11 protein-coding genes are annotated in these 24,541 nt (G+C 71.3%); 9 read left to right on the plus strand and 2 right to left on the minus strand.

The features are described from left to right. Nucleotides 1-219 precede the first annotated feature (219 nt). From LGM42_RS05825 to LGM42_RS05865, 9 genes are all read left to right on the plus strand, one after another. Nucleotides 220-9,918: a non-ribosomal peptide synthetase gene (locus LGM42_RS05825; RefSeq protein ID WP_226231769.1), complete on the plus strand. Its 9,699-nt coding sequence runs from the start codon at nucleotides 220-222 to the stop codon at nucleotides 9,916-9,918. A 9-nt stretch (nucleotides 9,919-9,927) separates the two neighbouring features. After that, entirely contained in the window at nucleotides 9,928-14,922 is a 4,995-nt protein-coding gene (locus tag LGM42_RS05830) for a non-ribosomal peptide synthetase (protein WP_226231770.1), read from the plus strand. After that, nucleotides 14,912-15,943, plus strand: a complete 1,032-nt coding sequence (locus LGM42_RS05835; RefSeq protein WP_226231771.1) for a GNAT family N-acetyltransferase — start codon at nucleotides 14,912-14,914, stop codon at nucleotides 15,941-15,943. Before LGM42_RS05830 ends, LGM42_RS05835 begins: the two co-directional genes overlap by 11 nt. 32 nt (nucleotides 15,944-15,975) lie before the next feature. Continuing rightward, nucleotides 15,976-17,352: a lysine N(6)-hydroxylase/L-ornithine N(5)-oxygenase family protein gene (locus tag LGM42_RS05840; protein ID WP_060318500.1), complete on the plus strand. Its 1,377-nt coding sequence runs from the start codon at nucleotides 15,976-15,978 to the stop codon at nucleotides 17,350-17,352. A 45-nt stretch (nucleotides 17,353-17,397) separates the two neighbouring features. Next, nucleotides 17,398-19,635, plus strand: coding sequence for a TonB-dependent siderophore receptor (locus tag LGM42_RS05845; RefSeq protein WP_226231772.1), 2,238 nt, complete (start codon nucleotides 17,398-17,400; stop codon nucleotides 19,633-19,635). 85 nt (nucleotides 19,636-19,720) lie between these two features. Then, complete coding sequence (locus LGM42_RS05850; RefSeq protein ID WP_059584096.1) at nucleotides 19,721-20,560, plus strand: N(5)-hydroxyornithine transformylase PvdF; 840 nt, start codon at nucleotides 19,721-19,723, stop codon at nucleotides 20,558-20,560. Next, nucleotides 20,560-21,576, plus strand: a complete 1,017-nt coding sequence (locus LGM42_RS05855) for a GNAT family N-acetyltransferase (protein ID WP_226231773.1) — start codon at nucleotides 20,560-20,562, stop codon at nucleotides 21,574-21,576. Before LGM42_RS05850 ends, LGM42_RS05855 begins: the two co-directional genes overlap by 1 nt. 251 nt (nucleotides 21,577-21,827) lie before the next feature. Next, nucleotides 21,828-22,091, plus strand: a complete 264-nt coding sequence (vapB, locus tag LGM42_RS05860) for a type II toxin-antitoxin system VapB family antitoxin (protein ID WP_059584333.1) — start codon at nucleotides 21,828-21,830, stop codon at nucleotides 22,089-22,091. Continuing rightward, nucleotides 22,088-22,504, plus strand: coding sequence for a PIN domain-containing protein (locus LGM42_RS05865; protein WP_081059271.1), 417 nt, complete (start codon nucleotides 22,088-22,090; stop codon nucleotides 22,502-22,504). Before vapB ends, LGM42_RS05865 begins: the two co-directional genes overlap by 4 nt. 45 nt (nucleotides 22,505-22,549) lie before the next feature. On the opposite strand, the gene LGM42_RS05870 is transcribed toward LGM42_RS05865, so the two are convergent. Both LGM42_RS05870 and LGM42_RS05875 read right to left on the minus strand, forming a co-directional pair. Beyond that, nucleotides 22,550-23,455 carry a nucleotidyl transferase AbiEii/AbiGii toxin family protein gene (locus LGM42_RS05870; RefSeq protein ID WP_226231774.1) on the minus strand — a complete coding sequence of 302 codons (906 nt, stop codon included), beginning with the start codon at nucleotides 23,453-23,455 and terminating at the stop codon, nucleotides 22,550-22,552. Beyond that, nucleotides 23,424-24,494 (minus strand): type IV toxin-antitoxin system AbiEi family antitoxin, encoded by a 1,071-nt coding sequence (locus LGM42_RS05875; protein ID WP_226232037.1) that lies wholly within the window; start codon nucleotides 24,492-24,494, stop codon nucleotides 23,424-23,426. The genes LGM42_RS05870 and LGM42_RS05875 overlap by 32 nt, the downstream gene beginning before the upstream one ends. Between the last annotated feature and the right edge of the window lie 47 nt (nucleotides 24,495-24,541).

Genomic DNA, 24,541 nt, shown 5'->3' on the forward strand with positions numbered 1-24,541 from the left:
ACGCGAAAGCGGCGGGCGGGGCGAGCCCCGTTGCGGCTTTCCTCCCTGATAGACGAACGGGCCGCGCAAATATTTAGTCCCATCGTCAAAAAAAGCGGTCGCACGCACTTTGCGCGCAAAACGGTAAAAAATCGGCTGCGTCGTTCGTCACACCAGTGAAGCCGCCCCTCGCGGCCCCGAGACTTGGCCGAAGCGGCCGGACCGAAGGACTTCACGCACATGACGAGTTTCCCGACTGCGCTGCATCACCGAATCCGCGAACTGGCGCGCCTCGCGCCCGACGCACCCGCCATCGCGGTGCCTTTCCAGAACGACCTGCGCCTGTCGCGCGGTGCGCTCGACGCACGTGCATCGCAACTCGCCCGGCAACTGCGCGCGGCCGGCGTCGGCGCCGAAGTGCGGGTCGGCGTGTGCGTCGAGCGTTCCGGCGAACTGTTCGTCGCGCTGCTGGCCGTGCTGAAGGCCGGCGGCGTGTTCGTGCCGCTCGATCCGCGCCATCCGGCCGCGCGCCTCGACTGGATCGTGCAGGATGCGCAACTGCGGCACGGCATCGTCGACGCCGCCGGCCGCGCGGCGCTCGGCACGCCGTTCGAACACGCGTTCGACGTGACGGCCGAAGCGTCGGGCGTCGCCCAGGATCACGCGTTCGACCACGATGCCGTGGCCGTGCACCCGCGTTCGGCCGCGTACATGATCTATACGTCGGGCTCGACCGGCACGCCGAAGGCGGTGGTCGTCGAGCACGGGCCGCTTGCCGCGCACTGCGACGCGCTCGCGGCCGCGCTGCCGATCGAGGCGGGCGACCGTCTGCTGCATTTCGCGTCGGTCAACTTCGACGCCGCGCACGAATGCTGGCTCGCGCCGCTCGCGGTCGGCGCCGGCATCGTCGTGGCGCCGCCGCAGCCGTTCGCGCCGGACGCCGCGCATGCGCTGATGGTGCGCGAAGCAGTCAACGTCGCCGCATTTCCGCCTGCGTACCTGCGCGAGTTCGCAGCCGTCGCCGCGCGCGACGGCGTGCCGCCGGCCTTGCGCGTGCTCGCGTTCGGCGGCGAAGCGCTGCCGCAGCAGGCATTCGAATTCGTGCGCCGCACGTTCCCGGCCGTGCGTCTGATCAACGGTTACGGGCCGACCGAAGCCGTGATTTCGCCGATGCTGTGGCCGGTGGAGCCGGGCGAGACGCCGGTGCTGGCCGCCGACGACGCGTATGCGTCGCTGCCGATCGGCCGCGCGATCGGCCCGCGCGTTGCGCGCATCGACGGCGCCGACGGCGACGGGGTGGGCGAACTGCTGCTCGGCGGCGTGTGCGTCGCTCGCGGTTATCACGGTCGCCCGGCGCTCACGGCCGAACGTTTCATTCCCGATGCGGACGGTGAGCCCGGCGCGCGCGTCTATCGCACCGGCGACCTCGCACGGCTGCGCGACGACGGCGCGTTCGACTATCTCGGCCGCCTCGACGATCAGGTCCAGGTGCGCGGCGTGCGCGTGGAGCCGGCGGAAATCGCCGCATGCCTGCGCTCGCACCCGGCCGTGGCCGACGCGGCCGTGCTGGCTGAAACCGCCAGCGGGCCGACGCGGCTGATCGCGTGCGTCGCGTTGCGCGCGGCGGCCGACGATGCCGCATTGAAGGCGCACGTGGCCGCGCAATTGCCGGCCGCGTGGCAGCCGCACCGGTTCGTGCGTTGCGATGCGCTGCCGTACACGCTGAACGGCAAGCTCGACCGTGCCGCGCTGCGCGAGCGGATTGCCGCCCAGCGGATTGCCGCCCAGCAGGCTGCCGCCGCGCGCGAGACGACGCAAGCCGCGGGCGATGCGCCGCGCACGCCGACCGAACAGCAGATCGCGGGCCTCTGGCAGACGCTGCTGGGCCTCGACGTCACGCCATCGCGCGCCGATCGCTTCTTCGCGCTCGGCGCCGATTCGCTCGCCGCGATGCAGTTGCAGGCCGCGATCCGTGCCGCCGTGCGCGTGAACCTTCGGCTCGACACGCTGTTCGCCGATCCGGCGCTCGCCGAACTGGCCGAAACCGTCGATCGCGCGGAGCGCGAGACCGGCGAACCGCTGGCCACGATTGCCGCGCGCCGCACGCCGGCCGATGCGGCCGTATCGGGCGCGCCATACGTCGATCGCGCGGCATCGCTTGCCCAGCAACGCTTCTGGGTGCTCGCGCAGACGCGCGACGCGAGCGCCGCGTATCACATCGCCGCGCACTGGACGATCGACGGGGTGCTCGACCGCGACGCGCTGCAGCGCGCGCTCGATCACGTGATCGGCCGTCATGAAGCATGGCGCACGACGCTGGTCGACAACGACGACGGCGTCGTGATGCAGCGGATTCATGCGCATCTGCCGGTGTCGATCGCGGCCGTCGATCTGCGCGACCAGCCGCCGGCCGCCCGCGACGCGCAAGCCGCGCGTCTCGCCGAGCGCGACGCGGCCGCGCCGTTCGACCTCGCGCGCGGCCCGCTGCTGCGCGCGACGCTCGTCGTGCTCGCCGACGACCGTCACCGGCTGCTGCTGACGGCGCATCACGCGATCACGGACGGCTGGAGCTCGCGCTGCGCGTTCGACGAACTGTCGGCTGCGTATCGCGCCTATGCCGAAGGCCGCGAACCGTCGCTGCCCGCGTTGCCGATCCAGTACGCCGACTACGCGGACTGGCAGCGCGACATGCTGGCCGGCGGCGAGGGCGAGCGTCAGCTCGACTACTGGCGCGGCGCGTTGCGCGACGTGCCGGGCCCGCTCGCGCTGCCGGTCGCTCGCCAGCCGGGCGCCGTTCGTACGCTGCACGGCGCGCGCGTGTCGGTGCGCCTGCCCGATGCGGTCGCGGCCGACGTGCGGCAACTCGCACGCGACGCGCAGGCAACCGTCTTCACGGTGCTGCTGGCCGCGCTCGACGCATGGCTGTCGCGCGTGACCGGCGAAACGGACGTCGTCGTCGCGGTGCCGGTCGCGCATCGCCAGCGCCCCGAAACGCGTGCGTTGCTGGGCCTTTTCCTGAATACGGTCGCGCTGCGCGTGCGCGTGGCGCCGACGCTGCCGTTCCGCGCGCTCGTCGATGCGGCGCGTACCGCGGCGCTCGATGCGGTCGCGCATCAGGACGTGCCGTTCGAGCGTGTCGTCGATGCGGTGAAGCCGCCCGTCAAGCGCGGCGACGAATGGCTGCGCGTGAAGTTCGCGCAGCAGTTCGACGCCCGGCACGACAGCGTGCTGCCGGGCGCGACTGCGGTCGCGACGCCGGGGCCGGATCTCGCCGCGCGCTTCGACTTCGCGCTGGATTTCACCGACGACGCGAACGGGATCGAGCTGGTCGCGGCGTATGCGACCGACTGCATCGATGCGGACACCGCGCGCGCGTGGCTCGACAGCTATGCGGCGCTCGTCGCGTCCGCCGCGCATGAACCGCACGCCACGACGGCCGCGCTGCCGTGCGATGCGTCGGCTGCGTCGCGTCAGCCGCGCGACGGCCGTGCGCTGCGCGTCGAACATGCCGACATCGTCGCCGCGTTCGCACGGCAGGCGGCCGCGTATCCGCATCGCGTCGCGCTTTCCGACGCATCGGCATCGCTGACGTTCGCCGAACTCGACGACGCGTCGAACCGCATCGCACGCGCGCTGGCGCAACGCGGCGTGGCCGCCGAAGCGGCGGTCGTCGTCTGCATCGAGCGTTCGGCGCGTTTCGTCGTCGGCCTGCTGGGCGCGCTGAAAGCCGGCGCGCTGGCCGTGCTGCTCGACCCCGCGCAGCCGGCCGCCCGCCTCGCCGCGGCCGCGGCCGACTGCGGCGCGCGCTGGGCGCTCGTCGCGCAGCCGGCCGCGTGGCCGGCCGGCATCGACGCGCAGCCGCTCGACGTCGACGCGCTCGCGCAGGACGCGACGCTCGCCCATGCGGCCGGCGTGCGCGTCGCGCCGCACCCGGAGCAGGGTGCGTACCTGATCTATACGTCGGGCTCGACCGGCACGCCGAAGGGCGTCGTCGTCTCGCACGGCGCGCTGGCCGATTACGTGCAGGGGATGCTCGACGAACTCGCGTTCGCGCCCGACGCATCGTTCGCGATGGTCTCGACGGTCGCGGCCGATCTCGGCCACACGACGCTGTTCGGCGCGTTGTGCGCGGGCCGCACGCTGCACCTGCTGCCGGCCGCGTGCGCATTCGATCCGGACCTGTTCGCCGACGAAATGCGCCGCCGTGAAGTGGGCGTGCTGAAGATCGTGCCGAGCCATCTGCAAGCGCTGCTCGACGCGCGCGTGCCGGCCGACGTGCTGCCGCGCCACGCGCTCGTGACGGGCGGCGAAACGCTCACGTGGGCGCTCGTCGCGCGCCTGGCCGCGCTCGCGCCGGCCTGCCGCGTGATCAACCATTACGGGCCGACCGAAGCGACGGTCGGCGCGATCGCGTGCGATACGGCGTCGATCGCCGCCGACGCGCGTGAGCCCGCAAGCGGTGTGCCGCTCGGGCTGCCGCTGCCGAATGCGCGCGCGCTGGTGCTCGACGCGTTCGGCGCGTGCGTGCCGGCCGGTGCGACGGGCGAACTGTACCTCGGTGGGCCGGGCGTCGCGCGCGGCTACCTCGGGCGCCCCGCGCAAACCGCCGAGCGCTTCGTGCCCGATCCGTTCACACCCGGCGCGCGGCTGTATCGCACGGGCGACCGCGTGCGGTTGTGCGCGGACGGCCGCCTTGCGTTCCTGGGCCGCATCGACGATCAGGTGAAGATTCGCGGCTACCGCGTCGAGCCGGGCGAGGTGAGCGCGGCCGTGCGCGCGGCCGGCCCGATCGCGCAGGCCGAAACGCTCGCGATCGAGCACGATGGCCGCCTGCGGCTCGCGACGTTCGTCGTGATGCGCGACGGCGCGGCGTTCGACGAAGCGGAGGTGCGCGCAGCACTCGCCGCGACGCTGCCCGAGTACATGGTGCCCGCGCAGTTCGTCGCGCTCGCACGCCTGCCGGTGACGGCGAACGGCAAGATCGATCGCGCGGCATTGCGCGAACGGGCGGCGGTGCCGGTCGCGGCCGCGCCGGGCGATGCGCCGCAGGGCGCGGTCGAGACGGTGCTTGCCGACGTCTGGCAGGCCGTGCTGAAAGCGCCGAAGGTCGGCCGCGACGACAATTTCTTCGAGCTCGGCGGCGATTCGATCCTCGTGTTGCAGGTGATCGCCCGGGCGCGCAAGCGCGGCGTGCGCTTCACGCCGAAGCAACTGTTCGACGGGCCGACCGTCGCCGAACTCGCACGCGTCGCGAAAACGGACGACGCGGCCGGCGCCGCTCAACCTGTGGGCGCGGCGGCAGCGACCACGGCTGTCACGCCGGCTGCCACGCCGATCCTGACGCCCGCGCAACAACGCTTCTTCGCGCTCGATATTCCGCACCGCGGCCACTGGAACCAGTCGGTGTCGTTCGATGTGCGCGGCGCGTTCGACGCAGATGCATTCGCGCGCGCCTTCGACGCGTTGCTCATCCATCACGACGCATTCCGCCAGCGCTTCGCACGCGGCGCCGACGGCACGTGGCACGCGAGCGACGCGGCGAAGCCGTACGACGCGCTGCCGTTCGTCGAAGTCGCCGCACGCGACGACGCCGACGCGCTGGCCCGCTTCGACGCGCTGCAACGCCGTCTCGATCTCGGCCGCGGGCCGCTCGCATGCGCGTGCGCGGCACGGCTGCCGGACGGTTCGACGCGACTCTATCTGGCGATTCACCACGCGATCGTCGACGGCGTGTCGTGGCGCATCCTGCTCGACGACCTGGACACGGCCTACCGCGCCGCATGCGAACGCACGCCGGTACGCCTGTCGCAGCCCGGCCTGCGCGCGGACGCCTGGGCCGCACGGCTCGCGCGTGCCGCGACGGAACCGGCGTCGCCGTTCGCGGCCGAAGCCGCTTACTGGGCTGGCATGGCGCAGGGTGACGACATCGCGCCCGATCATCCCGACGCCGCGGCCACGAACGCCGATGCGGCCGTCGTCGTGCAGACGATCGACCCGGCATTGACCCGCGCCGCGCTGACCGACGCGCACGCGGCCTATCGCACGCAGACGATCGAACTGCTCGGCGCGGCGCTCGCATTGGCGCTGGCCGGCGCGCGCGGCGCCGCGTCGTGCCGGGTCGAACTCGAAGGGCACGGCCGCGAAGCGCTGTTCGACGACGCGGATGCGAGCCGCACGATCGGCTGGCTGACGAGCCATTACCCGGTGACGCTGCCGGTCGAAGCGACGGCCCGCGACACGCTGTGCGCGGTCAAGGACACGCTGCGCGCGGTGCCGCACAAGGGGCTCGGCTTCGGCGTGCTCGCGCACTACGGCGATGCGGCCACGCGCACGGCGCTGGCCGCCGTGCCGCGCCCGCGCGTCACGTTCAACTATCTCGGCCAGTTCGACGCGCCGCGCGATGCGACGCTCGTCCCGCGTTTCGGCGGCACCGGCATCGAGCGCGATCCGAACGGGCCGCTCGGCAATACGCTCGCGATCCATGCGTACCTCGACACGGATGGCGACGGCGCGCGCACGCTGAAGGTGCACTGGGTCTACGGTGCGCCGCAATTCGAACGCGCGACGATCGACGCGTTCGCCGAACGCTTCGCAACCGCGCTGCGCGAACTCGTCGAGGCATGCGCGTCACGCATCGCGCATCGCGGCGCCGGCGCGACGCCGGGCGATTTCCCGCTCGCGCAGGCCGCCGGCCTCACGCAGGCCGCGATCGATCGCGCACCGCTCGACTGGCGCGCGATCGACGACGTCTATCCGCTGTCGCCGATGCAGCAGGGCATCCTGTTCCATGCGCTGTTCGCGCCCGGCCACGCGAGCTACGTGAACCAGCTCGTCGCGACCGCGACCGCACTGGACGCCGACCGGCTCGCGGCCGCGTTCGACGCGTCCGTCGCGCGTCACGACATCCTGCGCACGAGCGTGATGCCGGACGAGGCCGCGCCGCTGCAGTGCGTGCATCGTCACGCGCGCATGCCGGTCGAGCAACTCGACTGGCGCACGCGCGGCGACACGCTCGACGCCGATTTCGATGCGTGGCTCGCGGCCGACCGCACGCGCGGCTTCGACTGGCGCGAGCCGCCGCTGATGCGGCTCACGCTGATCCGCGTGACGAACGACGCGTGGCGCGTCGTCTGGACGCGTCACCACGTGCTGCTCGATGGCTGGAGCACCGCGCGCCTGCTCGCCGACGTGCTGCGCGACTACCGCGACCCGGACGCCGTGTCGCCGTTCGCGAGCCGTCCGGCGCTGCGCTATCGCGATTTCATCGCGTGGCTCGGCACGCGTGACCGCGACGCCGACGAGCGCTTCTGGACCGGGCGCCTGGCGCGGCTCGACGCACCGACGCTGATCGCGGAACGCACGGCCGATCGCGCGGAGGCCGAGATGGTCACGTGGCGCGCGACGCTCGATGCCGACACGACGGCGCGTGTCGCGCAGACCGCCCGCGCGCTGAAGCTGACCGTCAACACGCTGGTGCAGGGCGCATGGGCGCTCGCGCTGCAGCGGATGACGCACCAGCCGGCCGTCGCGTTCGGCGCGACCGTCGCCGGCCGCCCCGATGCGCTCGCGGACGTCGACTCGGTGCTCGGCCTCTTCATCAACACGTTGCCGGTCATCACCGCGCCGGCGCCGCAGCAACGTGCGGCCGACTGGCTGCAAACGCTGCAGCGCGAGAACGCGGCGGCCGCCGAACACGCGCACACGCCGCTCGCCGACATCCAGCGCTGGGCGCGTGGTGCGGGCGGCGCACTGTTCGACACGCTGGTGGTGTTCGAGAACTATCCGGTCGACGAGTCGGTACGCGACGCAGATCCGCGCGCGCTGGCGTTGAGCGACGTACGCAGCATCGAAGCGACCGATTTCGCGCTGACGCTCGTGATCGAAAGCGGCGCCGAACTGACGATCGACTACGGCTACGACACCGCGCGCATCGACGCACGTCAGGTCGAGACCTGGCATCGCGCGTTCGCCTGCGCGCTCGACGCGCTGGCCCGTACGCCCGACGCGCTGCTCGGCACGCTGTCGATCGCCGACGATGCGACCCGCGACGCGCTGGCCCGCGCGCAGGACACCGCACATGTCTGGCCGATCGAACGACGCCAGCCGCTACACCTGCAATTCGCCGACGCGGCACGGGCGACGCCCGACGCGATCGCGCTCGAATACGCGGACGCTCAAGGCCGCGTGCAGCGCGCGACCTATCGCGAACTCGATGCCGCCACGTCGCGCATCGCCGCCGCGCTGCGCCGGCGCGGCGTGCGGCCGGACACGCCGGTCGCGCTGTGCGTCGAGCGCTCGTTCGACATGGTGATGGCGCTCGTCGGCGTGCTGAAGGCCGGCGCCGCGTACCTGCCGGTCGATCCCGACTATCCGGCCGAGCGTATTGCGTACCTGCTGCGCGACGCGCGGCCGGCCGTCGCGATCACGCAGGCGCATCTGCGCGAGCAGGTCGAGGCCGCGCTGGGCGAGGGCGCCGATACGCAACTGCTGACGGTCGCCGACCTGCTGGCCGACGAAGCCGGCGATATCGATGGCGAAACCGCCGCGGTCGACGACGCGCAGCTCGCGTACCTGATCTACACGTCCGGCTCGACCGGCAAGCCGAAGGGCGCCGGCAACACGCATGGCGCGCTCGCGAACCGGATCGCGTGGATGCAGCACGCATACCGGCTGACGCGCGACGACGTCGTGCTGCACAAGACGCCGTTCGGCTTCGACGTGTCGGTGTGGGAATTCGTGTGGCCGCTCGCGATCGGCGCGAAGCTCGCGATCGCCGCGCCGGGCGACCACCGCGATCCGGCGCGTCTGGCCGCGGCGATCCACGCGCACGGCGTGACGGTGCTGCATTTCGTGCCGTCGATGCTCGCCGCGTTCGCCGCGCATCTCGACGATTTCTCGGCCGCCGCGCAATGCGACAGCGTGCGTCTGATCGTCGCGAGCGGGGAGGCGCTGGCGCCCGAACTCGTCGCGAAGATGGCGCGCCTGTTGCCGAACGCGACGCTCGTGAACCTGTACGGGCCGACCGAGGCCGCGATCGACGTGTCGCACTGGACCTGCGGCCCCGACGACGCGCAAGCGGTCGCGGTGCCGATCGGCCATCCGATCGCGAACCTGCAACTCCACGTGCTCGATGCCGCGTGGCAGCCGGTGCCGGCCGGCGCGACCGGCGAGCTGTATCTCGCGGGCGCGGGCCTCGCGCGCGGCTATCTCGGCCGGCCGGCGCTGACCGCCGAGCGCTTCGTGCCCGATCCGTTCGTGCCGGGCGCGCGCATGTACCGCACGGGCGACCTCGCGCGCCGGCGCGCGGACGGCGCGCTCGACTACCTCGGCCGGGTCGACACGCAGGTGAAGCTGCGCGGCCAGCGGATCGAGCCGGGCGAGATCGAGGCGCTGCTGCGCGCGGCGCCCGGCGTGAACGATGCAGTCGTGATCGTGCGCGACGAGCAACTGATCGGCTATGTCGCGCGCGGCGACGCGGGCGCGCTCGACCGTGCGGCGCTGCTCGACGCGCTGCGCGCGCAACTGCCGGCGTACATGGTGCCGTCGCAGTTGATCGAGCTCGACGCATTGCCCGTCACGCCGAACGGCAAGTGCGACCGCCATGCGCTGCCGGCGCCGGTGCGCGAAGCGGCCGAAGCCGTCGAACTCGCGACCGATACCGAGCGCGCGCTCGCGGCGATTTGGCAGCGCGTGCTGCGCGTGGACGCGATCGGCCGCGACGGCGATTTCTTCCTGCTCGGCGGCCACTCGCTGCTCGCGACGCAGGCTCACGCGCAGGCGAACCTGCACTGGGGGCTCGCGCTGCCGCTGCGCACGCTGTTCGACACGCGCACGCTCGCGCGCTGCGCGCAAGCGATCGACGCGGCCTGCGCGGCGCGCGGCGAGACCGATGCGGCGAGCGCGATCGACGCGCTGCTCGGCGAACTGGAAACCCAATAAGGACGACGGATGACGAAGGTTCAACCCGACTGGCTCGCGCTCGCGACGCGTTTCGCGCAACTGCCCGACGCGCAGCGCGCGGTCTTCATCGACAAGCTCGGCGCGGCCGGCATCGACTTCCGCGTGCTGCCGATCCCGCCGCGCACGCCGCGCAGCGACCGCGTGCCGGCGTCGTTCGCGCAGACGCGTTTGTGGCTGCACGCGCGGCTGATCGATGCGCCGGACGCGTACCACATCACCGAGCGCCTGGCGCTGACGGGCCCGCTCGACGGGCATGCGCTGCGTCTCGCGTGCGATGCGCTGATCGCGCGCCATGAGGCGCTGCGCACCACTTTCGACGAAGCGCAGGACGGCGTCGCCCAAACGATCCACGCGCCGCTGCGCTGCCCGTGGCGCGAAACCGATCTCGAAGCGCTGCCGGACGCGCAGCGCGTGTCGCGCGCGGAAGCCGTCGCGACGGCCGACGAAGCCGAACCGTTCGACCTCGGTACCGCGCCGCTCGTGCGTGCGCACCTGGTGCGCTTCGACGCGACGCATCACTGGCTCGCGCTCACCGTGCATCACATCGTGTCGGATGGCTGGTCGTCGGGCGTGATGCTGGAAGAGCTCGCGGCGTTCTATCGCGCGTATGCGTCGGGCGAGCCGGTGCCGCTCGCGCCGCTGCCGATCCAGTACGCCGACTACGCGTTGTGGCAGCGCCGCTGGCTCGATGCCGGCGAGCGCGACCGCCAGCTCGCGTTCTGGCGCGAGCGGCTCGATCCGCAGCGCGGCGTGCTGACGCTGCCGGGCGCGGCCGCACGGCCGGCCCGCCGCAGTGCGCGCGGCGCGCGTCACGTGTTTTCGCTCGATGCGCGCGTCGGTGCGCAGTTGCGCGCGTTCGCGGCCGCATCGGGCGCGACGCCGTTCGCGGTGCTGCTCGCCGCGCTCGACGCGCTGCTGGCGCGTGCGACCGGCGACGCGCGGATCTGCGTCGGCGTGCCGGCCGCGAACCGCGAGCGCGCGGAAGTCGCCGGCCTGATCGGCTTCTTCGTCAATACGCTGGCAATCGACGTCGACGTGCCCGCGCACGGCAACTTCTCGTCACTGGTCGCGCGTACGCAACGTGCGCTCGTCGACGCGCAGATGCACCAGGACGTGCCGTTCGAGCAGGTGGTCGACGCGCTCGGCGTGCCGCGCAGCGCGAGTCACCATCCGCTGTTCCAGGTGATGGCCGCGTATGGCGAACGCCGCGCGCTGCCGCCGCTCGGCGCGGCGTCGGCCGCGCTGCTGCCGTCGGGCACGCCGTCCGCGAAATTCGATCTGACGCTGTCCGTCGAAGCGACGCCGGACGGCACGTTCGACGCTGCCTTCATCTACGCGCTCGACCTGTTCGACGCGGACGCGATCGCACGGCTGGCCGCGCGCTTCGTCACGCTGCTGACCGATGCGCTCGCGCGCCCCGACATGCCGATCGGCGATCTCGACTGGCTGCCCGCCGACGAACGCGCGCAGCTTTTCGCATGGAACGCGCCGGCCGGCGCGATCGCCGCCGAGCCGTTCGTGCCGGTGCACGTGCGCATCGCCGCGCATGCGCACGCGCGGCCCGACGCACGCGGTGTCGCCGATATCGATCGCGCATTGACGCGCGGCGAAGTCGATGCGCGTGCCGCGCGCCTGGCGCGCCATCTGGTGGCGGCCGGCGTGCGGCCCGAGATGCGCGTGGGCGTCGCGCTGCAGCGCTCGGTCGATCTGCTCGTCGCGCTGATCGCGGTGCTGAAGTCGGGCGCCGCGTTCGTGCCGCTCGACCCGGCGCACCCGCGCGAGCGGCTCGCGCAGATCGTCGGCGATGCGAACATCGCGCACGTGCTGACCGACGCCGCGAGCGCCGCGTCGCTGCCCGAATTGCCGGAATTGCGCATCTGGCGCGCGGACGCAATCGATGCGCTCGACGAAGCCGCGCACGTCGCGCTGCCGGACGTGCTGCCCGGCCACGCGGCGTATGCAATCTATACGTCGGGCTCGACCGGCAAGCCGAAGGGCGTGATCGTCGACCACGCGTCGTTCGCGCTGCATTGCGCGGCGATCGCCGAGCGCTACGGCGCGGGCGAGCACGACGTGTTCCTGCTGTTCCAGTCGGTCAATTTCGACGGCGCGCACGAAGGCTGGTTTTCGCAATACATGTCGGGCGCCGCCGTGTCGGTGACGGCCGACGTGCTGTGGCCGCCCGCGCAGACCTGCGCGATGATGATCCGCGACGGCGTGACGATGACCTACGTGCCGCCGGGCTGCGCCGCCCAGCTTGCCGAATGGGCGCTCGCGCACGGCGCGCCGCCGACGCTGCGCTCGCTGACCGTCGGCGGCGAGGCGACGTCGCGCGAGGCGTTCGCGATGCTGCGCCGCGCGCTACCGAACGTGCGCGTGGTCAACGGCTACGGCCCGACCGAAACGGTCATCACGCCGACGCTGTGGATGTTCCGTCCCGGCGACGATCTCGCGAAGCTCGGCGACGCCGCGTATTTGCCGATCGGCACGCTGGTCGGCGCGCGCACCGCGCACGTGCTCGACGCGCGGCTGCATCCGCTGCCGGTCGGCGTGATCGGCGAACTGTATCTGGGCGGCGAGGGGATCGGCGTCGCACGCGGCTACCTCGACCGCCCGGCGCTGACGGCCGAGCGTTTCGTTCCCGATCCGTACGGCGCGCCGGGCGCGCGGCTGTACCGTACCGGCGACCTCGTGCGGCGCCGCGCGGACGGCGTGTTCGACTTCATCGGCCGCGTCGATCATCAGGTGAAGCTGCGCGGCCTGCGCATCGAACTCGGCGAAATCGAGGCGCAGCTCGCCGCGCACGACGCGGTGCGCGAAGCCTGTGCGGTCGTGCACGGGCAGGGCGCGCTCGCGCAGCTCGTCGCGTACGTCGAGCTGACCGCCGAGGCGCGGGCGGCCGCGCAGCCGGTCGAAGCCGCGGCGCTCGACGCGCATCTGCGCCGCACGCTGCCCGACTATATGGTGCCCGCGCAACTGATCGTGCTCGATGCGCTGCCGCGCAACGCGAACAGCAAGGTCGACCGTGCACGGCTGCCGGCGCCCGTGCGTGTCGAACGCGCGTACGAGGCGCCGCGCGACGGCGACGAAGCCGCGCTCGCGGCGATCTGGTGCGACGTGTTGAACCTGGAACGCGTCGGTCGCGGCGATCATTTCTTCGATCTCGGCGGCCATTCGCTCGCGGCCGTGCGCGTGGCGACGCGCGTGGCCGAACGGCTCGGCCGCGACGTGCCGGTGCGCGCGCTGTTCGAGGCGCCCGTGCTTGCCCAGTACGCGCTGCAGGTGGCCGACGCGCCGCGCGCCGCGCAGTCGGGCGCCACGGCGCCGGGTATCGCCGTGGCCAAACCGGACGCGCATGGCGTGTGGCCGCTGTCGCCCGCGCAGCTCGGCCTGTGGTTCCTGTGGCGCGCGCAGCCGGACAGCGCCGCATACAACATTCCGGTCGCGCTGCGCGTGCGCGGCCCGCTCGACGTCGATGCGCTGCGCGCGGCGTTCTCGGATGCGGCGGCCGTGCATCCGGCGCTGCGCGCGCGGCTCGTCGTCCGCGACGGCGCGCTGCCGGGTCAGCGGATCGACGCGGACGTGGCCGTCGCGCTGCCGGTGATCGACCTGTCGGCCCGAGCCGATGCGCTGGCCCGTGCGGCCGCGCTGACCGACGAGGATGCGCTCGCGCCGTTCGATCTCTTGGCCGACGCGCCGCTGTGGCGCGCTCGTGTGCTGCGGCTCGGTGCGAACGACCACGTGCTGTCGGTGACGATCCATCACATCGTGTCGGATGGCGAATCGATCGAGCTGTGGCTCGACGCGGTGCGTGCCCGCTATGTCGCCCGCGTGCAGGGCAGCGGCGCGCCGGCCGACGAAGCCGACCAAGCCGCCCGACCGGCCCTCCCGCTCGTGCTGCCCGCGCCGTGCCATCCGGCGCGGGTCGCGTACTGGCGCGACGCGCTCGCGGATCTGCCGTCGCGCGTGTTGCCGCAGCGCGCCGATGCGCCGGCCGTGCCGCAATGGCGCGCGGCCCGTATCGCGTTCGAATTCGACGCACAACTGATTCGCGCGGCGCGCGACGCCGCATCGGCCTCGCACGCGACGCTGCCGATGCTGCTGCACGCGGCGCTCAACACCGCGCTGTTCCGCGCGACGGGCGCGGCAGACCAGCCGGTCGGCGTGCTCGCGTCGACGCGCGAGCTCACGGGCGACGCGGCCCGCGCCGCGCTCGGCCTGTTCATCAACTCGGTCGTCGTGCGTACGCGGATCGACCCGTCGGCGCGCCGCGCGGACGTGCTCGCGCAAGTGCGCGACACGGCGCTCGCCGCGTATGCGCATGCCGACGTGCCGTTCGCCGACGTCGTGGCCGCGCTGCGTGCGCCGCGCGCCGCACAGGCCAATCCGCTGTTCCAGGTGATGTTCAATTACCTGCGCCCGACCGGCGCCGCCGCACGCGACTGGGCCGGCCTGTCGCTGGCCGAATTCAACGACGTGCGCCATCGCGTCGTGTTCACGCTGGAGCTGGACGTCGTCGAGCATCCGGACGGCCGCGTGAGCGCCGCGTTCTCATATGCGGACGAACTGCTCGCGCGCGATTTCGTCGACGCGCTCGTCGAGCTGTATCACGACGAGGTCGCGCGTTTCGCCGGTGCGTCGGAAGCGGCGCTCGGCGCACCCGAGGCGCGCGCAGCCGTGCACGGTGCGTTCGGCACCCACGCTCACGCGGCAGCGCCGGTCGATGCAACGCCGTCGCATGCCGCCGCCGCGCTCGCCGCGCTGTGGTCCGACACGTTCGCGACGGCCGCGCCCGAGCCCGATGCCGACCTGTTCGAAGCCGGCGCGACGTCGTTCGACGTCGTGCGCTTCGTCGACGCGGCCGGCCGCGCCGGTCACGCGCTGACGGTCGCCGACGTGTTCGCGGCGCCGACGCTCGCGGCGCTCGCCGCGCGGCTCGATGCGCGAGCGGAAACGGGACAGGAGGCGCGCCATGCTGGCTGAAGTGCGTCCGGACGGATTCACGATGCTCGATACCTACCGGCTCGCGTTCGCGGACGGCCTGTTCGCCGTGCGCGACGGCGCGGAGATCCGTGTCGCGCACGGCGACGGCATCGGCGCGCAGTTGCTGCGCGCGCAGCTCGGCGACGACGGCGCGCTGCGCCTCGTCGCGTACAACCATCGCGCGGCGCCGGCCGACCAGCGGCGGGCGCTGCTGGCCGCCCTGGCCGCGGCGTTTTCGGACAGCGCGCGCCACGCGGCGGTCCGGCTCGACCCGGCTGCCTGGCCGGCCGTCGCGCTCGATGCGTTGCGCGCGAGCGGCGTCCTCGCCGACGGCGGCCGCTGCCTGCGCGACGGCTGGGCGCAACAGGCCGACCTGTGGCGCGTCGGCCCGGCTCTGCCGTGCGCGACGCTGCCGACGATCACCGACGGCCGGCGTCATCCGCGCCGGCCGCCCGCACCGCGCGGCGACGTCTATGCGCGCGACCTGCCGGCGCTCGGCGTGCGCTTCACGCTGCGCGGCTGGCAGCCGGCCGAGGACGCCGAACGGCTCGCGCGCTGGTTCACGGAGCCGCGCGTGCGCGACGGCTGGCCGGGGGCCCAGCCTGACCAATGCGGTGCGCAAGGCCCGCAGGAAGCCGATCCGCACGTGACGCCGCTCGTCGGCTGTTTCGACGGCGAGCCGTTCGCGTATTTCGAGGCGTTCTGGCTGAAGGAGGACGCGCTCGCGCCGCACGTCGCGGCGCGCGACTACGACCGCGGGCTGCGGATGCTGGTCGGCGAGTCGCGCTGGCGCGGCGCGCACCGCGTGGCCGGCTGGCTGCCGTCCGTCGTGCATTACCTGTTTCTCGACGACCTGCGTACCGAAGCGGTCGGCTGTGCCGTTCCGGCCGGCCACACGCGGGTTGCCGACCATCTCGCGCGGCATGGCTTCGCGCGGCAGCGCCGTCTCGCGCTGGCCGACGCGCAGCCGCTGTGGATGCGCACGCTGCGCGAGACGTTCTTCTCCGGCCGTCACGTCTGACGGGCCGGATTCACCGACAAGGGAGCTGAGACATGCAGAGAGAAACCGTATTCGACCTGATCGGCGTCGGCTTCGGGCCGTCGAATCTGGCGCTGGCCGTGCGCCTCGCGGAGCGCGGCGGCGCGCACACGCTCGCCCATTGCTTCATCGAGCGGCAGCCGGAATTCGGCTGGCATCGCGGGATGCTGCTCGACGACTGCCGGATGCAGATTTCGTTTCTGAAGGATCTCGTGACGATGCGCGATCCGAAGAGCCGCTACACGTTCATCAACTATCTGTTCGAACGCGGCCGCCTGAACGAATTCATCAACCTGAAGAATTTCTACCCGACCCGCGTCGAATTCCACGATTACCTGAGCTGGGTCGCCGATGCGTTCGACGATCGCGTCCATTACAGCGAGACGGTGCTGGGGATCGAACCGGTGCGCGGCGACGGCGCGAAGATCGACGCGCTGCGCGTGCTGTCGCGCGACGCGGCCGGCCACGAGCGCCAGCGCGTCACGCGCGCGCTGTCGGTCGGCGTCGGCGGCACGCCGGCGATTCCGGATGCATTCGCCGCGCTCGGCCGCGACCGCGTGATCCATTCGTCGTCGTACCTGGCCGACATCGACCGGCTCGTCGCGTCGCCCGACGGCGAACGCCGCCGCGTCGCGGTGATCGGCGCGGGGCAGAGCGCGGCCGAGGTGTTCATCGACCTCGCGCGCCGCTTCCCGCACGTCGACGCGAGTCTCGTGATGCGCGCCGGCGCGTTGAAGCCGGCCGACGACAGTCCGTTCGTCAACGAAATTTTCAGCCCCGAATTCACCGACGTCGTCTATGCACAGCCGCACGACGCGCGTCGTGCGCTGCTCGAGCGCTATCGCGATACGAACTACGCGGTGGTCGACCGGCCGCTGATCGAGCAGATCTACGAAATGCTGTACCTGCAGCGCATCGACGGCACGCCGCGCCATGCGCTGCTCGCGAACAGCGCGATCGAGGCCGCGGTGCGCGCCGCCGACGGCCGCATCGAGCTGACGCTGCGCGACCGGATGAGCGGCGCCACGCGCGTCGAGCGTTTCGATGCGCTCGTGCTCGCGACCGGCTATCGCCGCGACACGCATTCGGCGCTGCTCGAAGGGCTCGCGCCGCATCTGGGCGATGCGCTCACGCGCGGCGACGTGACGCGCGACTACCTGCTCGCGACGCCCGAGCACTTCGCGCCGCGCATCTACCTGCAAGGCTGCTGCGAAGACAGCCACGGCCTGTCCGACACGTTGCTGTCGGTACTGGCGCGCCGCGCGGACGAAATCTGCGCGTCGCTCGAAGACGGGATCGCGCTCGCCGAGGACGACGGCGCGGCCCGGGCAACGCACGAAAAACGACCGAACAACGGGGTGAGCGCGGGCCGGATGGCTTTCGCTCTTTGACAAAGGCGCGGTCGGAGACCGCACGAAAAAGTGGAGCAGAAGAAGATGGAGTGGGCAACAGGCACGCGTTTGCGTGCGATCGCAGCCGCGGCAAGCGTGGCGTTCGGTACGGCGGCAGGGCACGCATACGCCCAGACGGCGCCGGCCGTGAACGCGGGCGCCGCGGCGTCGGCCAGCAGTGCGCAAAACGGCGCGACGGCGAATGCGTCGACCAGCGCGCAAAACGGCACGCTGCCGGCGATCACCGTCAACGCGGCCTCGGCAGGTGACGGCACGGTCGGGCTCGTCGCGAAGCGCAGCACGACCGGCACCAAGACCGACACGCCGCTCAACGAGATCCCGCAGACGATCAACGTCGTCACCGCGCAGCAGATCGAGATGACCGGCGCCACCGACGTGAACGCGGCGCTGCGCTACGTGCCGGGCTTCTCGTCGTACGGCTCGGACAACCGCTCCGACTGGTACGCGGCGCTGCGCGGCTTCACGCCGACCGCCTACGTGAACGGGCTGCAGGTGCCGAACACGATCAACCTCGCGAGCTGGCGCGTCGATCCGTACATGATCGACAGCATCAGCGTGCTGCGCGGGCCGACCTCGGTGCTGTACGGCGCGGGCGATCCGGGCGCGATCATCGACGTGCACACCAAGCTCGCCGACGGCGAGCGCGTGCGCGAAGCGGGCGTGCAGATCGGCGACTACGCGCGCAAGCAGTTCATGATCGACGTCGGCGACAAGCTCGATCCGGACGGCAAGTATGCGTACCGGTTCGTCGGCGTCGCGCGCGACGGCAACGCGCTGACGGGCCCGAACAACGACCAGCGCGTCGCGCTCGCGCCGTCGTTCCGCTGGCGCCCGGACGCGGATACGTCGCTGACGCTGTCCGCGACCTACCTGCAGGACTGGGGCGACATCTCGTCGAACTTCCTGCCCGCGCAGGGTACGGTGCTGCCGAACCCGAACGGCCAGATCAACAAGGACGTCTACGAAGGCGACGGCAGCTTCAACTACTACCGCAAGAAGCAGTGGTCGGTCGGCTACCAGTTCGAGCGCAACCTGACGCCGGCCTGGACGTTCCGCCAGAATACGCGGCTGATGCACCTGTCGCTCGACAACGGTTCGGTGTTCGGCAACGGCTTCGTCGAGGGCAGCACGACCGACGTGTCGCGCTGGGCCGGCGTGTTCCAGATGAACTACAGCCGCTTCGACATCGACAACAACCTCGAGGGCCGCTTCGCCACGGGCCCGCTCCAGCACACGCTGCTGCTCGGCTTCCAGTACAACCGGCAGACCGCGACCGACAGCGAATGGCTGGCCGCCGCGCCGCCGCTGAACATCTACAACCCGGTGTACCAGCCGGTCACGACGGCGGTGTTCACGCCCGACGCGACGTTCCGCACCAACACGTACACGACGCTGAACACGTTCGGCCTGTACGCGCAGGATCAGATCAAGTGGAACCGTTGGACGCTGACGCTCGGCGGCCGTGAGGACTGGGTCAACATGCGGCAGGACGACCGCGCGGCCGGCACGTCGACGAAGGCGGATGTGACGGCATTCACCGGCCGCGTCGGCCTCACGTACCAGGGCGATTACGGGTTGTCGCCGTACGTCAGCTACGCGACGTCGTTCAATCCGCTGATCGGCGTGAACCTGGTCGGCGGCGGGCTGCCGCAGCCGACGCGCGGCAAGCAGATCGAAGCCGGCCTGCGCTGGCAGCCGCCCGGCAAGAACCTGATGCTGAACGCGGCGATCTACCAGATCAACCAGACCAACGTGCTCACGTCGGCGCTGCCGAGCCAGGACCCGACCGGCACGAAGTCGGTGCAGACGGGCGAGGTGCGCTCGCGCGGGATCGAGCTGAGCGCGACCGGCAAGGTCACGCGCAACCTGTCGGTGATCGCGTCGTACGTCTATCAGGACGTGAAGAACGTGCAGGCCAACGACGTCTCGCTGAACAACTGGCCGGTCGATATCCCGCGGCCGCGCCAGATGGCGTCGCTGTGGACCGACTGGACGTGGCACACGGGGCCGCTCGCGGGCTTCGGCCTCGGCGGCGGCATTCGCTACCAGAGCGCGTCGGCCGGTGCGGCCGACAACTCGCTGACGGTATCGAGCGTCACGCTGTTCGACGCGGGCCTGCATTACGACATGCGTAACTGGCGCTTCGCCGTGAACGGGACGAACCTGTTCAACCGCCATTACATCAGCGGTTGCCAGTCGAACAACGTCTGCATTTTCGGGACCGACCGCACGGTTATCGCGACCGCGAAATACAACTGGTGACGTCGCGCGCCGCGGCTCGCCGGCCGGCCTTCGTGGCCGGCGCGGGCGGCCGCGGCGCCTTCGTCCGCTTTTCCACGACGCATCCATGCCGAAGAAAAATCTCGTCTACATCCAGTCGCTGCGCAACGGCGCGGCCGATCGTGCCGGCCAGCCGGTCGCTTATCGGGGCGGCACGCGCTACATGAAGGCGCCGCTCGAATTCCTCGTCGAGCGCCTGAACGATTCGCCGCTCGGCGAACGCTACACGCTCCAGGGCGTGATCGTCGACGACGACGAAGGCTCGCCCGCCGACCGCGCGAAAGTGGCCGACTACGGTTTCGCGCGCACCCCGGGCCGCCCGTGGATCCTGCCGGAAGGCCTGACGGTGCAGGGCAGGCCGGTCGACGAACTGTTCTGCACGATTGCGTCGACGTACCGGCGGCTGCCGCGCGACGCGCGCGAGCGCGTGGCCGGCAAACAGGCGTTCGAGCGCCGCGTGCTCGAACGCCTGCTCGAACTCGACGCCGACATCGTCGTGCTCGACGGGCTGCTCGTAATCCTCGACGAACTCGTGCGGCCGGGCGCGCGCTTTCACCGGCGCATCGCGAACATCCACCCGGGCATCACGGCCGACGATTCGCCATACCAGCGGCGCGGCGCGTGGGCGACGCTCGACGCGCTGCACGGCGCGCGCGGCGAACGCGTCGACTGGGCCACGGGCGCCACGTCGGCGGTCGAACCCGTGACGATGACGGGTGCGTCGTTCCACTACGTCGACAACGGTATCGATTCCGGCGAGGTGATCTGCGACGTGCTCGACACGCCGATCGCGCCGGACGACACGATTCTCGAACTGCGCTGGAACAACTTCCAGCGCAGCCTGTTTCCGGCGCTCGAGCGCGGACTGCACGTGCTCGCCGATCGCCATGACGCGGGAGCATTGTGATGCAAGACACGCTGACGAAACCGGCCGGCGCCGCCGACGCCGTCGAAGGTGAAGTGGCCGCCGCGCTCGACGGCGCCGCGCACGGGCAGGCAGCGGCCGTCGTCGAGCATGCGCTCGACGCATGGCGGCCCGACGACGCGCCCGACGCGCTGCTCGCGACGTTCGTCGCGCTGTTCAACACCGACACGCGGCACGACGCGGCGACGATCTCGGTGCCGCGCGGCGGCGCCGATGCGGCGGCCGTGGCGGCGTACGTCGCGCGTGCGGTGCGCGAGGGCGTGATCGACGGCGCGCAAGTCGCGGGCGACACGCTGCGGCTCACCGTGTCGCGCACGACGTTCTGGCAGAATCCGCGGCCGTGGCTGAAGGCGAGCGCGTCCGGCGGGATGCCGCTGCGCTACGCGATCACGAACGGCCATCGGCATCCGGTGCGGCCGCCGTCGCCGGCCGGCGAGATCTATGCGCGCCACATGCCGCAGGTCGGGATGACGTTCAGCCTGCGCACCGTCGACATCGATGCACACGCGGACCTGTTCAGCGGCTGGATGAACCTCGACCGTGTCGCGCACTTCTGGGACCAGCGCGGCACGCGCGACGAGCATGCGGCGTATCTCGCCGAACGGCTGGCCGACCCGCACATGCACCCGATGATCGGCTATTTCGACGACACGCCGTTCGGCTATTTCGAGTTCTACTGGGCGAAGGAGGACCGCCTCGCGCCGTTCTACGACGCGCACGACTACGATCGCGGGCTGCACCTGCTGATCGGCGATTCGCGTTTCCAGAGCGCGGGCAAGCTGCATGCGTGGTGGAGCGGGGTGCTGCACTACATGTTCGTCGACGAGCCGCGTACGCAGCGGCTCGTCGGCGAGCCGCGCGTGGATCACGTGCGGCATATCGCGTACATGCACCGGCTCGGGTTCTACACGCTGAAGGAATTCGATTTCCCGCACAAGCGCGCGGCGCTCACCGTGATCGAACGCGATACGTTTTTTGACACTTTCCGGTTGCCTTGACGGGGCCGGGCACGCGGCGTCGCTGCGACGGTGCGCGCGGCCTTGCGATGCGCATGCATCGGCCGTCCGGTATATGGACCGCGCGGCCTGCGTCATGAAGAATGGGTCACTTCTCTCATCGACGACAGGCCGCCAGCATGAATCAGACATCCTCGACAACGTGGGACGCAACCGCGAGTTCGCCACCCGCCAAATTGACATATGCCGACATATGTCTAGAATGGGCGCATCGTACTTCTACGGAGTGGCTCATGCGCACCGTTTCCATTTTCAAGAACGCCCGTAACCAGGCAATCCGCATCCCGAAGGACATGGAGTTCGAGGGTGTCACGGAACTCGAGATCCGCCGCGAGGGCGATACGCTGCTGTTGCGGCCGGTACGTCCCACGTGGCTGTCGTTCGCGAACGAACCGCTGGCCGATGCCGATTTCCTTGCCGAACGCCCGGCCGTCATCGAGTCCGGTCGCTTCGATCTGTCCGGCGACGCCGACGCCCCGACGGAGTCCAACCGGTGACCACGCTCTACATGCTCGATACGAACATCTGTTCGTTCATCATGCGCGAGCGGCCACCCGTCGTGCTGTCGCGGTTGCAGTCGTGCGTCAACGCGCAGCACCGGATCGTCGTGTCGGCCGTTACCTACGCCGAGATGCGCTTCGGCGCGGTTGGCAAACGAGCGTCCCCGAAGCATGCGGAACTCGTGACGGCCTTCGTTTCCCGGCTGGACGGCGTGCTGTCGTGGGATGCCGCGGCAGTGGACGCCACGGCCGCGATTCGCGCGGCGCTCGCCGTACGCGGCACGCCGATCGGCGCGAACGATGCGTCGATCGCCGGGCATGCGATCGCGGCCGGTGCGGTGCTCGTCACGCACAACGGCCGCGAATTCGGCCGTGTCGCGGGGTTGTCGCTGGAGGATTGGGCGGCATGAATACGTCGGGCTGCAAGTGCGATGCCGTCGCCGCTGCTCGGCGCATCATGCGTGCGGCGCAGGCGAATCGACGAGAAACGCGCGGCGGAACGCGTCGAGATACCGTTCGGCGTCGTCGCTGAATTCGCCTGGCAGCAGCGCGAACGCGCGAGCGAGCAGATCCTGGCGGAGTGCCGCATAGATTGCTTCGTCGGACAGCAATGCGCGGATGGCGTCGCGCGTTTGCGGCAGGGCAATGCGTTTCGCATCCCGCGCGAGCAACCCGGCTGCGGCAAGACCGGGCTGGAACGCATGTGTCTCGAGCAGATCGGCCGCCGCATCCCAGATGCGCTCGCGATTCCCGGCGTCATGATAGTGGCGCAGCAGAAACAGCAGGTCGTACGCGTCGCTATTCTGGCGCGCGCGCCGATCTTTCCACGCGAGCAGCTTGAGCAGCGCGAGGGCGGGCAAACGGGCGACCGGCACCACGGTCCGCGCGTCGATCGATACCGGCTGCGCCGTGTCGACCGCTTCCTGGAAGCCGAGCACGTTCAGGACGAATTCACCGGCCGGCGGCCACGCGATTTCGCCCGGCGGCGCTTCGAGCGGCCCGAACGGCACGAGATCGAGCTCGGTGCGAAAGCCCGGCATGCCGCTTTCGAACAGCAGTTTCTGCTGTTGTTTCGGTGCTCGCGCGAATCGCCCGGTCGCGACGAGCGCTTCGACGAGCTGCGCGTGGAACGGCCAGCTCACCGCGCATACGGCAACGTCGACGTCCCGCGTCGCACGCGCCGGCCGGATGCCGTGGACATGCCACATCAGAATGTCGCGCGCGGTTGCGCCGGCCACGACGAAGGCCGCGTCGAGCTGCGCGCAGGTCGTGCCGACCGCTCGCAGCAGCGCGACCGCCGCCGGTTCGAGCGGCCGGCTCGCCTCGACTTCAAGCGGGCGGGTGGGTGAGGTATCGGTCATGGATCCGTTCGGCGGCAGCAAGGTTGCGGCTGTCCCCGGACGAGACGAGATCCGCATAGATCAGGAGCGGCGGCACGAGCGGCACATCCTGCTCGTGCCAGTCGAGCGCCGGCGAGCGCGGCCAGAACGCTTCGAGCAGCTCGACGTCGCCGTGCTCGTCCGGGCGCAGGCGCGCCTGCAGCAGCAGGCGGTTCGGCACGGCGCCGTGCGTATAGACGGTGATCGCCGCCGGCTTCAGGTCGTGCGTCAGCAGATCCGCCGCCGCTTCGCCGCCGAGCCGCGCATCGAAGGCGGCGAAATCGAAGCCGCGCCACCAGTCGGGTGCGATCGCGGCAAACCGCCGGGCCGGCAGTTTCGCGCGCAGGCGGCTCGGGTACAGCGCGACCCATTCCTGCAGGAAGCGCGGCCAGTCCGGCATCAGCCTTTCGCCGTTGCGCCGCTGCGCGACGAGGCCGCGCGCGATCAAGTCGTCCATCGCGAGATTGACCGTGCCGAGCGCGACGCCCGACGCGGCGGCGATCGCCCGGTACGGCTGGGCGACGAGGCCCGGCTGCGTCGCGAGCGCGAACATCACGGCGAGCCCCTTTGGTGTGGTCGCGCGCGACGCCTGACGGCGCGGCGTACGCGCAGGTTTCGGTCGGCCGGCGATCATCAGGGTGGCCTCCGGCTGGATCAGGCTCGCATTGCCGGCGGTATCGAGAAACGGGATGTCGTGCTCGGTCAGGCGGGCGGCCAGTTCGGCAGAAAAATAAGGTGCGACCAGCATCAGCGGCCGCTCGCCCGGCACCGGTGGGCCGCCGCGGCGACGCAGCGCCGCGAGCGCTGCTTGCAGCGATTCGACGCCGACGCTCACGGCTGCCGGCATCTCGAAGGTCTGCCCGGCGATGTCGAAGCGGATCATGGCGTCGGCGCGCGCCTGGTACGCCTGCGGCACGCGCACGGGCCGCGCGGCGAAGCGCCGGGTCGCGCGTCCGAACGCGGCACAAGCCTCGTCGAGCACATGCTGTTCCGAGATGGGGAGGGGGACGTTCGCGGGCATCACGGAGAATCGCTTGTTCACTGTTTTATCAGCGTACACAAAAAATG

Source organism: Burkholderia sp. AU39826, from assembly GCF_020419965.1.
Taxonomy (GTDB): domain Bacteria; phylum Pseudomonadota; class Gammaproteobacteria; order Burkholderiales; family Burkholderiaceae; genus Burkholderia; species Burkholderia semiarida.